This window comes from Sedimenticola hydrogenitrophicus (assembly GCF_029017505.1).
Lineage (GTDB): Bacteria > Pseudomonadota > Gammaproteobacteria > Chromatiales > Chromatiaceae > Sedimenticola > Sedimenticola hydrogenitrophicus_A.
Genome location: NZ_JAQGEI010000065.1, coordinates 1 through 9678, shown reverse-complemented (window position 1 = coordinate 9678; position 9678 = coordinate 1). Strand labels below are relative to the sequence as shown.

Annotated in this window: 12 protein-coding genes and 1 other RNA gene; 7 read left to right on the top strand and 6 right to left on the bottom strand. The window is 55.1% G+C overall.

From position 1 onward, the window contains the following. Positions 1-76 precede the first annotated feature (76 nt). The gene (locus O9K64_RS22955; RefSeq protein ID WP_275100456.1) at positions 77-259 is read left to right on the top strand and encodes a hypothetical protein; all 183 of its coding nucleotides are present in this window, start codon (positions 77-79) and stop codon (positions 257-259) included. Positions 260-319: 60 nt separating this feature from the next. Here O9K64_RS22955 and pepP read toward each other — a convergent pair whose 3' ends face one another. Next, positions 320-1624, bottom strand: a complete 1305-nt coding sequence (gene pepP / locus O9K64_RS22950) for a Xaa-Pro aminopeptidase (RefSeq protein ID WP_275100454.1) — start codon at positions 1622-1624, stop codon at positions 320-322. Then, positions 1621-2175: a UPF0149 family protein gene (locus O9K64_RS22945; RefSeq protein ID WP_275100453.1), complete on the bottom strand. Its 555-nt coding sequence runs from the start codon at positions 2173-2175 to the stop codon at positions 1621-1623. Before O9K64_RS22945 ends, pepP begins: the two co-directional genes overlap by 4 nt. 141 nt (positions 2176-2316) lie before the next feature. Here O9K64_RS22945 and O9K64_RS22940 point away from each other — a divergent pair, with 141 nt between their 5' ends. The 5 genes from O9K64_RS22940 (at position 2317) to O9K64_RS22920 (ending at position 4441) form a co-directional block, all read left to right on the top strand. Next, positions 2317-2547, top strand: coding sequence for a TIGR02449 family protein (locus O9K64_RS22940; RefSeq protein WP_275100452.1), 231 nt, complete (start codon positions 2317-2319; stop codon positions 2545-2547). Positions 2548-2618: 71 nt separating this feature from the next. Further along, positions 2619-2933 (top strand): cell division protein ZapA, encoded by a 315-nt coding sequence (locus O9K64_RS22935; RefSeq protein WP_420493191.1) that lies wholly within the window; start codon positions 2619-2621, stop codon positions 2931-2933. A 29-nt stretch (positions 2934-2962) separates the two neighbouring features. Beyond that, positions 2963-3146, top strand: a non-coding RNA gene (gene ssrS, locus O9K64_RS22930) — 6S RNA. A 24-nt stretch (positions 3147-3170) separates the two neighbouring features. After that, positions 3171-3761 (top strand): 5-formyltetrahydrofolate cyclo-ligase, encoded by a 591-nt coding sequence (locus O9K64_RS23830; protein ID WP_420493190.1) that lies wholly within the window; start codon positions 3171-3173, stop codon positions 3759-3761. A gap of 188 nt (positions 3762-3949) precedes the next feature. Next, entirely contained in the window at positions 3950-4441 is a 492-nt protein-coding gene (locus O9K64_RS22920; protein WP_275100458.1) for a hypothetical protein, read from the top strand. A 154-nt stretch (positions 4442-4595) separates the two neighbouring features. Here O9K64_RS22920 and ilvA read toward each other — a convergent pair whose 3' ends face one another. After that, positions 4596-6143 carry a threonine ammonia-lyase, biosynthetic gene (ilvA, locus tag O9K64_RS22915; protein ID WP_275100450.1) on the bottom strand — a complete coding sequence of 516 codons (1548 nt, stop codon included), beginning with the start codon at positions 6141-6143 and terminating at the stop codon, positions 4596-4598. Between the two features lie 420 nt (positions 6144-6563). On the opposite strand from ilvA, the gene rpiA reads away from it, so the two are divergent. Continuing rightward, positions 6564-7217 (top strand): ribose-5-phosphate isomerase RpiA, encoded by a 654-nt coding sequence (rpiA, locus tag O9K64_RS22910; RefSeq protein ID WP_275100449.1) that lies wholly within the window; start codon positions 6564-6566, stop codon positions 7215-7217. Positions 7218-7432: 215 nt separating this feature from the next. Here the strand turns inward: rpiA and O9K64_RS22905 are convergent, their stop codons facing one another. From O9K64_RS22905 to vapB, 3 genes are all read right to left on the bottom strand, one after another. Then, entirely contained in the window at positions 7433-8356 is a 924-nt protein-coding gene (locus O9K64_RS22905) for a porin (protein WP_275100448.1), read from the bottom strand. 449 nt (positions 8357-8805) lie between these two features. Then, on the bottom strand, positions 8806-9204 hold the full coding sequence (gene vapC, locus O9K64_RS22900; protein WP_275100447.1) for a type II toxin-antitoxin system tRNA(fMet)-specific endonuclease VapC: 399 nt from the start codon (positions 9202-9204) through the stop codon (positions 8806-8808). Further along, complete coding sequence (gene vapB, locus O9K64_RS22895; protein ID WP_275100446.1) at positions 9204-9437, bottom strand: type II toxin-antitoxin system VapB family antitoxin; 234 nt, start codon at positions 9435-9437, stop codon at positions 9204-9206. Before vapB ends, vapC begins: the two co-directional genes overlap by 1 nt. Positions 9438-9678 lie beyond the last annotated feature (241 nt).

Genomic DNA, 9678 nt, shown 5'->3' with positions numbered 1-9678 from the left:
GGTTTGCTTCCGGAATACGCCGGCCGGTGGTGTAGCCGCCCTATCCATCGCGCGTCAACCGAATAGGTAGGATGCGGTGAGTAAAACGAACCGCATCGGTCACTACACACGGGGTGAGTGGCTGGCCTTGTTGGCCGATCTTGATGGCGCCTCGAATCCGGTCCCTTTTTCAGATTCAAGCCTGCCCTTATTTGAGCGAAGCGAGTTTGGGCAGGCGCTGAAAATGGGGCCGGATTCGAGGAAACAAGCCATCACGTGAGGCCGGCAAGGTCGGCCAATCACTTACAGACCGGGCGAGTAGTTACCCGCATCGAATGAACTACGCCATCAGCGCCTCGATCTCCGCCACCAACTTGGGCACATCCCTGGAGAGGATGTCATGCCCATCCTTGGTTACCAGCACGTCGTCCTCGATGCGGATACCGATATTCCACCACTTTTTGGCCACGCCTTTGCTACCGGCCGGGATGTAGAGACCCGGCTCGACCGTCAATACCATGCCCGGTTCCAGCAGGCGCCACTTGCCGTCGATCTTGTAATCCCCCACATCGTGCACATCCATGCCCAGCCAGTGGCCGGAGCGGTGCATGTAGAAGGGCTTGTAGGCCTCGTTTTTGATCAGGGTGGAAACGCGCCCCTTGAGTATGCCCAGCTCTACCAGCCCCTTGGTGATCACCTTCACCACCGCATCGTGGGGGTCGTTCCAGTGGTTGCCGGGACGCACCTTGTCGATGGCCGCCGCCTGGGACTTGAGCACCAGCTCATACAGCGCCCGCTGTTCCGGCGAGAACTTGCCATTGACCGGAAAGGTACGGGTGATATCCGAGGCGTAATAGTCATACTCACAGCCGGCATCGATCAACAACAGATCACCTGAATTCAACTCAGCGGCATTTTCCACATAGTGCAGGATACAGCCGTTGGCCCCACCACCGACGATCGGGGTGTAGGCCTGGAAACGCCCCCCCTGCCGGGCACACTCGTGCACCAGCTCCGCCTCCACCTGCCACTCCATGAGGCCGGGGCGGCAGAACTGCATGGCGCGCTTGTGGGCCTTGGCCGATATCCTGGCCGCGGTGCGCATCGCCTTGACCTCGGAGCGGCTCTTGTACAGCCGCATATCGTGCAGGTAATGATCCAGCGCCACGAATTCAACCGGTCCGTGGACCCCGGCGCGTCCCTGATTACGGATGGTGCTGATCCATTCCGACATCTGCTTGTCCAGCTCATGGTTGCAGCCCATGGCGTAAAACACCCGCTCGCTCTGCTCGATCATGCGCGGCAGGATGTCATTGAGGTCACCGATCGGGAAGGAATCATCCGCGCCATAGCGCTCGCAGGCCCCCTCCTGTCCGGCCCGCAATCCATTCCAGGTCTCCTTCTCCGGATCCCGCTCACGACAAAACAGCACATACTCCGCCTGCTTCCGCCCGGGGATCAACACCGCCACCGCCTCCGCTTCGGGGAAACCGGTGAGGTAGTAAAAATCGCTGTCCGGGCGATAGGGGTAATCGGCATCGCGGTTGCGTATCGCCACCGGGGCGGTCGGCAGAATGGCAATGCTGCCCGACCCCATCATGCGCATCAGCTGGCCGCGCCGCCGTTTGAATTCAGCACTAGTCATGAACGCTCCGTCTCATCCGCAACCACCTCCGCATGCACCAGCATGGCCGCCACCCATATGAACTCTGCGACCTCCATCAGCGCCGCCTCCTCTTCGTCCCCGGCCGCCAGCGGGTCCGTATCCAGGCGGCTGATCTCGCTCAGTGAGTTCAATGCCTCCTTGGCCTCCGCGGAAAACGGCTGCCCGGAGGGCAATTCCGCCACCCCGAATCCGTAGAGAAAACCCTGACACCAGTCCGCCACTGCCTGTGCACGCAGTTTTAATGGCTTCTCATCATCCGGCAGAAACGGGCTGAAACCGAGCCCCGGACCCTTCACGGCCGCCACGGTCTGATCATGCAGTATCTTGAGTGAATCGGCACACTCGCGCACCAGCAGATCCGTGGCCTGGTCCTCGGTAAAGAGTTCCCCAAACCAACGTGCCTGGGCATCCTCACAACCGGCGCAGACGAGCCCGCACAAAATGCCATGCACCTCCGCCGCGCTGCTCTCGATGTCAGCCGAGGCCATCTGCCGCTCCACACGCTCGTAATTTAAACTGCTCTCGGTCATTGGAAAACTGTCTCAGGGGATTGGGGATTATCGGGACACCGTCACTGACGGTGCATTATCTAATAACATATTGACCTAATAATAGTATCATGCCCATGGATAACGTTGACCGACGCGATGGCTCACTCTATATTGGTGCTTATGAACGCGAACGATCTCAATTCCACCACAGAACTGGACCTGAAACGACTCGAATCACAGCTCGATCGGCTGATCATCACGATTGAGCGGCTGAGCGAGGAGAACAGGAATCTGCGCGGCAAACAGCAAGAGCTGATGTCGGAGAGGGCGGAACTGATCGAGAAGACCGAGCTGGCCAGAAACCGCGTCGAGGCGATGATTTCCCGGTTACGCGCCATCGAGACCGGCTGATCAAAAACTTGATCAACACCAGCCATCCAATCTGAAAACCACAAGACCCTAAACACATCCTGGATAAAGCCGTGATCGAAAACAGCATCCCCGTTACCGTGCGCATACTGGACAAGGAGTATCGAGTTGCCTGCAACCAGGGTGAAGAGGATAGCCTGATCGCGGCGGCACGCCTGGTGGATCAGAAGATGCGTGAAATCCGCTCCAGCGGCAAGGTGCTGGGAACCGACAGGATCGCGGTCATGGCATCACTCAATCTCGCCCACGACCTGCTGGAAAAGCAAACACAAAAAGATTCTGTCAACACCGGTATCAACACACGCCTGCGCACGATGCAGCAGAAGATTGACGCCGTTCTTAGTAAAGAAAATCAGCTGGATCTTTAAACTCAATAGAGTTAGCCTATCTTCACAGGTATCCCCTGCGGTGTACGTAAGCAAATTGGGTATTTTCTTGAGCCTACTCATTACCCCGGGGACATGATGGGAATGACATTGTGCATGTCCGCCCCGAGCGGAAAGCCTTAATCGTCCCTGTTGTCCCCACTTGAACCTACCGGTTCAAGAACGATAATTTGCTACGGCACAGGCGGGGGATGCCTTATTTCATTCCAGCGCGCCCGCATGCCGAATCCAAAAGAAATACGCCAGATCATCCGCGCCCGAAGACGCCTCCTCCGCAAACAGGAGTGTGAAAAAAACAGCGCAGCGGCAGCGGCCCACTTCATACGCCATATCGCCCTGATCCGCTGCCGACGCATTGCGCTCTACCTGGCCGCCGATGGAGAACTGGATCCCCGCCCCCTTGCCGACCGACTGTGCCAACTCAACAAAAAACTCTATTTGCCGGTGCTCAGACCAAGTCATCATAAAGCGCTGTGGTTTTCCGAATTTCACCAGGATGACCGCCTGCAACCCAATCGCTTCGGGATAGCGGAGCCCGACATCCGTCACAGGAAACCGATCCCGGCATGGGGTCTTGACCTCATCATCTTGCCACTGGTTGCCTTCAGCAATGAGGGAACACGTATAGGTATGGGTGGTGGTTATTATGATCGCACACTGGCTTACCAGCTTATTCATCAACAGTGGAATCGACCCACACTGATCGGTTATGCGCATGAATTTCAGCGCCTGGAAGCATTGCCGAGACGACGCTGGGATGTTCCGTTACACGGCGTGATCACCGAGTGCGGTTACCAACAGTTCAAGTAACCGGAACACCATCATCGCCATGCATGCAATATGATTAGTCGCCAATCTTGCGCTAAAAAATCAAATCACCTCTCCAGGTGACACAATAAAAACAAAAAAAGCCAAAATATCCGCAATTTACTAGCTTTTTTTTAATACTTTATTATACTCAAAATTGACTTTTGCATACCAAGCGTGGAGGGAGCGTAATGGCCGTCAAGAAAGCCGCTAAAAAGAAAGCTGCAAAAAAGAAGAGCGCAGTCGCGAAGAAAGTAACCAGCAAGAAGGCTACTGCTCCCAAAAAGACCGTCGGCAAAAAGAAAGCCGTCGCCAAGAAAAAAGTAGCGAAGAAGAAGGTAGCCGCCAAAAAGAAGGTCGCCAAGAAAAAGGTGACGAAGAAGAAGGTAGCCGCCAAAAAGAAGGTCACCAAGAAAAAGGTGGCAAAGAAGAAGGTAGCCGCCAAAAAGAAAGTAGCCAAGAAAAAGGTGGTGAAGAAGAAGGTAGCCGCCAAAAAGAAAGTAGCCAAGAAAAAGGTGGCAAAGAAGAAAGTAGCCGCCAAAAAGAAGGTCGCCAAGAAAAAGGTGACGAAGAAAAAAGTCGCCGCGAAAAAGAAGGTCGCCAAGAAAAAGGTGGTGAAAAAGAAACCCGCACTTCGCCCGAGAAAAGTCAGGCCCCGCAAAAAGACTACCGCCAAAACCTGATCCATTCCCAATCGGCAATCCAAAAAAAGGCCCTGCAAAAGGGCCTTTTTTCATGCGGACCACCCCACCGGGTTCATCCCATGTACTGGCACGGATGTCTTGTCCGTGAGGCGTAGGGTGGCATAAGCGACAGCGCACCCACCACATTGACCACTCAGTGACTCTCCATGGAACCCGCGCAATCACCACCACAGGCAAACAGGCGGTAGGCAGCATTCCCCGTCTCCTCCACCCAAGTATAACCCAGGGCCTTGAGGAATGCCTGGAACTCACGTTTATCACCATGCTCGATTTGCACGCCCATCAACACCCGGCCATAGGCGGCGCCGTGGTTACGATAATGGAACAGGGAAATATTCCAGCGCTGCCCCATCCCGGATAAAAAGTTCAGCAGGGCGCCGGGGCGCTCGGGAAACTCGAAGCGATAAAGCGCCTCATTGCTTACGCCTGGCGCATGCCCCCCGACCATATAACGGATATGCAGCTTGGCGGTCTCATTATCGGTCATGTCCAGTACCCGATAGCCACGCTCACGGAGCTGCAGCACAACCTGCTCACGCTCGGTAACACCCTCCGTCAGCTCGATACCCACAAAGACATGGGCACGTGCAACATCGGTAAAGCGGTAATTGAACTCGGTAACACTGCGCTTGCCGATAGCACGACAAAAGTTGAGAAAACTGCCCGGCTCTTCGGGGATTTCTACCGCCAACAACGCTTCACGCTGCTCACCCAATTCCGCCCGTTCCGCCACATGCCGCAGGCGATCAAAATTGATATTGGCGCCGCTCTCTATGGCAACCAGGCTCTGGCCGACCACACCTTCACGTGCGACATACTTCTTTAATCCGGCAACCCCCAACGCCCCAGCGGGCTCGGCTACCGTACGGGTATCATCAAAAAGATCCTTGATCGCCGCACAGATCTCGTCCGTGTTGACCAGCAAGACCTCGTCCACCACGTCTCTCGCCAGCCTGAAGGTCTCCTTGCCTATCTGCTTTACCGCCACGCCGTCGGCGAAGATACCCACCTGCTTCAAGGTCACCCGACGCCCTTTTTGCAGCGCCATAAACAGGGTCGGCGCATCCTCCGGCTCCACGCCGATCACCTTGACCTGTGGATAGACATACTTCACATAGGTCCCTATACCACTGATCAAGCCGCCTCCACCAACCGGAACAAATATCGCATGCGGTGGACCGGCATGTTGCCGCAACAGCTCCATGGCGATGGTCCCCTGGCCGGCGATCACCTCAGGGTCATCGAAAGGATGCACAAAGGTCATGCCCTTTTCCGCGGCCAGTTTCAGCGCGTAATCACATGCCTCATCATAGGAGTCGCCCAATAACACCGTTTTTGCACCCAGCGCCTTGACCGCTTCCACCTTGATGATTGGCGTAGTCTTGGGCATCACGATCAGCGCCTTGATACCGAGATGCCTGGCGGAGAGCGCCACCCCTTGCGCATGATTACCCGCCGAGGCGGCGATCACGCCCTGACGTCTCTCTTCGTCGGATAATCCGCGAATCCGGTTATAGGCGCCGCGCAGCTTGAAGGAAAAAACCGGCTGCAGATCCTCCCGCTTGAGATAGACCTGATTATCCAGCCGATCCGAAAGCCTGATGGCCCTGTCCAACGGCGTCTCGCGAGCCACATCATATATCTGTGCACGCAGGATCCGCTCTATATAACTCTGGGGCATACGCTGACCTGACCTTCTTGTGGGTGATAGACGGGATGCAAATAACCTTACCGTGGATGTAAACTTGAATATATCAAACTTGCTTATCCATAAGCACAGAAATCCTTCTGCGCCAAGGCATGGCTTCCAGGTAGTGCGAGCGGTTATTATGGTGAGCAATCGTAACTACTCACGGGTTGATTGGCCTGCCTCGTCGGCCTCACACGATGGCTTGTATCCTCGAATCCGGCCCCATTTTCAGTGCCTGCCCAAACTCGCTTCGCTCAAACAAGGGCAGGCTGGATCTGAAAAAAGGGCCGGATTCGAGGCGCCATCAAGATCGGCCAACAAGGCAGGCCAATCACTCACAGACCGGGTGAGTAGTTACGAGCAATCAAGCCATCGTTATCATGGCCGGACAAGCCGGCATGAGGAAAAGCAATGAATCAAGACGAACTGAAGAGAATGGCGGCGGAAGCGGCCATCAAGCATGTCAAGGGCGGCATCATCGGCGTCGGCACCGGCTCCACGGTCAACCACTTTATCGATCAGCTGGCCGGGATAAAACAGACCATCGATGGCGCGGTATCCAGCTCGGAAGCCTCCACGGAACGCATGAAGGCGCTCGGCATCCCGGTGCTTGAGCTGAACGCCACCGGCGAACTGGACCTCTATGTGGACGGCGCCGACGAATCGACCCGGCACCTGCACCTGATCAAGGGCGGCGGTGGCGCATTGACCCGCGAAAAGATCGTCGCCGGGGCGAGCAAACGTTTCATCTGCATTGCCGACGAAAGCAAGCTGGTCGATGTCCTGGGTGAATTCCCGCTACCGGTGGAGGTAATTCCCATGGCGCGCAGCCACGTCGCCCGACAGCTGGTAAAACTGGGCGGCACTCCGGTGTGGCGCGACGGCTTCATCACCGACAACGGCAACATCATCCTGGATGTCCACAACCTGCGCATCATGGACCCGGTAAAGATGGAGCAGGAGATCAACAACATCGCCGGGGTGGTTACCACCGGCATCTTCGCCCTGCGACCGGCGGACCTGCTGATCCTTGGCTCAGCAGAGGGAATCAAGATAATTGAATAGCGTAGGTTGGGGTGAGGAACGAACCCCAACATCAGGGTACACATGCATGAAAACCCGCCGGGGTTCCTGAACCCGTAGGATGTAGTGAGTGCGAAAAACCGGGCCAGGGAAACCCGGGCCAGTCAGGGCGCTGCGCGCCATGCCTGGAGCACCAATAAAAAACGGGGTCCGAAGACCCCGTTCTTTATCACATGTTTCTAACTGATCAGATCAGATTAGAAATCGTGACGGATGCCTACACCGAAACGGTCGTCATCAGTAGCGGCATTCAATTCACTATCCTCATACTCGGCAAATACACGGGTACGCTTGGAGAACGCATGCTCCACGCCCACGGCCCAGGTATCAAAATCTACGCCGGCCACTTCTGCCTGACCAAACATTGCCCGAACCGTGTTGTTACCGAAGTAGGCTTCAGCCGCAAGACCCCAGGAATCGGAATCCAATGCGGATACGGGGGCGCTGAAGTCTTCGTACTGACCAATGATAGCGAAGTTGCCGAAGTTGTATTTGGCGCCGATGCCAACGAGTTCACTATCAAGTGCGCCTTCGAATCCCAGATAAGACACGCCAACGCTCAGCGGACCGTTGTTGTAGTCCACCGAGACGTTGTAGACATCGATACCATCTTCACCGGTATTGGGAGAGCTAAGGCTAAAGGGAGTCTCATCAGCCATAATCAGTGCCACTTTAGCGCTGAGACCATTGAAATCCGGAGATACGTAGGCCAGCGTATTACCCACACGGGTCACACCCAGGTAATGATCATTGATACCGACAACCTGGAAGATATCGGTCTTGTCCACGGAACCGTAGTAAGGGGTCCACTGACGACCCAGGGCCACGGTACCGAAACCACCGGTCAGGCCGGCATAGGCCAGACGACCGCTAAAGTCACCGCTGTCAGCAGAATCGACTCCCCACTCATACTGGAAGATCGCCTTCAGGCCGTTACCCAGGTCCTCGGAACCCTTGACGCCAAAACGTGAAGCGTTGCCTTCAACGTCCCACTCATCCCCAGCACCGGTTGAGCCGTGAACGACGGCAGTGTTGATGCGGCCATAGATGGTGGTGTCTGCGCTAACAGCCATAGGCGCAGCGATAGCTGCAGCAATGGCAATAGTAAGAAGTTTTTTCATTATAGATTCCCGCTAAAAGTGAATTTACGAAAAATGCTGTGCAGGGGAGATACTAGTACTCCCCCCAGGGGTTTGCAACCATTTTTTATAAAAAAACCACAGTTTCCTTTTTTGTTGTAAAATAACAACGAACCTTCGAGCCTAGGTAAAGTGCGATTAACCAGAAACATCGCTGAGGCATGAGGTTAGAACAACTATCGGACAAATTAGATAGTTTCAGCTGAATGATCGGCATCCAACACACAAATCAGCACCGAGAGGCGAATGCCCATCGAGTGGCAAAATGGCAAAGCCGCCGCCGGCATGAACGCCCCCAAGACGACATCATCTAACTTTGAACGGAGCGTGGATCTACCTATGTAAGTTTGTCGCCGTAAACTATGGCGTTCAGGAAGGATATGTTTTGTAGGGTGATGAGTGGCACAAGGATGTACCTCTATTGCCCTGATTCAAACCCAGTTGTCCAAGCGTAGCGCCTCGACCCGCTCAAACTCACGCAGGTTATTGGTAACCAGCGTCAAGCCCTCGCTTCTGGCATGCCCGGCAATGTGCAGATCATTAACCCCTATCGTCTCACCCTTGCGCTCCAGATAGGCACGGATCTCGCCATAGTGCGCCGCCGCCTTGGTGCTGTAATCCAACACCTCCAGCCGGGAAACGAAATCCTCCACTATCTGCATATTGTGGCCAGGCCTGGCGCTTTTCTCGGCACCGTGGATCAATTCAGCCAGCGTGATAGCGCTAATGCACATCTGCCCGGCATGGCGATTGAACACCTCCAGGACTTCTATTGGCCTACGCTTAATCACATAAATCACGATATTAGTGTCAAGCATGTACTTCAACATCAAAAAGACTCCCGTTCCGGCTGCTCCTGTGATGCACGCTCAACCATGAAATCATCGCTCACCTGCTTATCCGACAGAAAGAAGCTGTCCCAGCTGTGATCAACAGGCGAAAGCACACGATCCTGCCCCACCACCCGTACCACTACCCGTTTTACGCCCTTGGGAAAACGGCTATCGGCGGGGAGCCGCACCGCCTGCGTTCGGTTATTCTCGAAGACTAATCCGGTAGACACTTAACACCTCCCAATAACGCTATGTAGGCATTATATATAGCACCGCCGGATATATATAGCAACGGTATATAGTGTCAAAAGGCGGGGTTTTTGTTCGATTACTCGACACGTAATCCGCTCCCTGGACTAAGGCCCGCGCAAGCCTCCAGGAAGGCAATCCGTGATAGGCCTTGCCCCTGCCAGGTGAATGCCCGATGAGCGACAACACGCGGATTTTTTAGCGTTTTTTCGTGTCTTTCGT